The organism is Amycolatopsis sp. SID8362 (genome assembly GCF_010550475.1).
Classification (GTDB): Bacteria; Actinomycetota; Actinomycetes; order Mycobacteriales; family Pseudonocardiaceae; genus Amycolatopsis; species Amycolatopsis eburnea.
This window is the reverse complement of record NZ_JAAGNB010001301.1, coordinates 1-803: the sequence shown is the minus strand read 5'-3', so window position 1 is coordinate 803 and position 803 is coordinate 1. Positions and strand designations below refer to the sequence as shown.

At 71.1% G+C, this 803-nt stretch carries 1 pseudogene; it reads left to right on the top strand.

Annotation, left to right across the window (positions count from 1 at the left end):
- Positions 1–395: 395 nt before the first annotated feature.
- Positions 396–803: pseudogene (locus G3I65_RS39985) on the top strand (hypothetical protein); the annotation flags it as partial.

Here is an 803-nt window from a genome sequence, read left to right as displayed (position 1 = left end):
GCCCGCCGGTTGGCGGATCCGAGGTCGAGGTCGGTGCGCGCGCCCGGCCCCGGCGCGGCATCGGCGCGGGACGGGACGGCGTGGACGAGTGCGGCCGCGGTCAGGCACGCGGCCGCGCCGGTGAGGACAGCGCGAAGCAAGGGACCGTTTCGGGTCACCCGAAACCTCCGGAGACTGCTGGATGGCGGAGGTGTTGCGGCGTGACACCCGGACCGATCCTTTATAAGTCACCCTCCGGACATTCGTCAATGTATGTGAACGTTGTCCAGATATGTGAACATACGGCGGCCGTGACGCTGATGGGTGGTCGAGGTTCCGGACGCCCCGGCACTGGGTAGCCCACAGGTGTGAGGCTGAGCAGGCTGTGCCTGCTGCGACGAGTGAGAGGTGATCACATGAGCCAGGGCGACGCCCCGGTCGGGCGATCGGTGAAAACGGCGGCGGCCGGCGTTCGGGATCTCGCCGCGGAGGCCGCGCGAGTGGGTGCGGCCGCGGCCGCGCGAGCGGTGGAAATCACCGACCGGAAACTGGCCGAGAGCAAGGAAGAGCTGAGCAAGGTCGGCCGCGCGGCGACCAAGGACCTGGACAAGAGCACGCGGGCGTCACGCCGCGACGTGCTGTCCAACTCCACGGCCGCCCGCGACGAAGTGCTGGCGCGCGCGGCGAAACTGCGCGACCCGGGCCGCAAGGCCGCCCTCGCGGTCGCGGCGGTGGTGGGTTCGGCGAACGAGTCCGGCCGCCGCCGTCGCAAGGCGGTCTCGGCGGCGAAGCGCGACTTGGCCGCGGCGCTCCAGGAAGCGAAG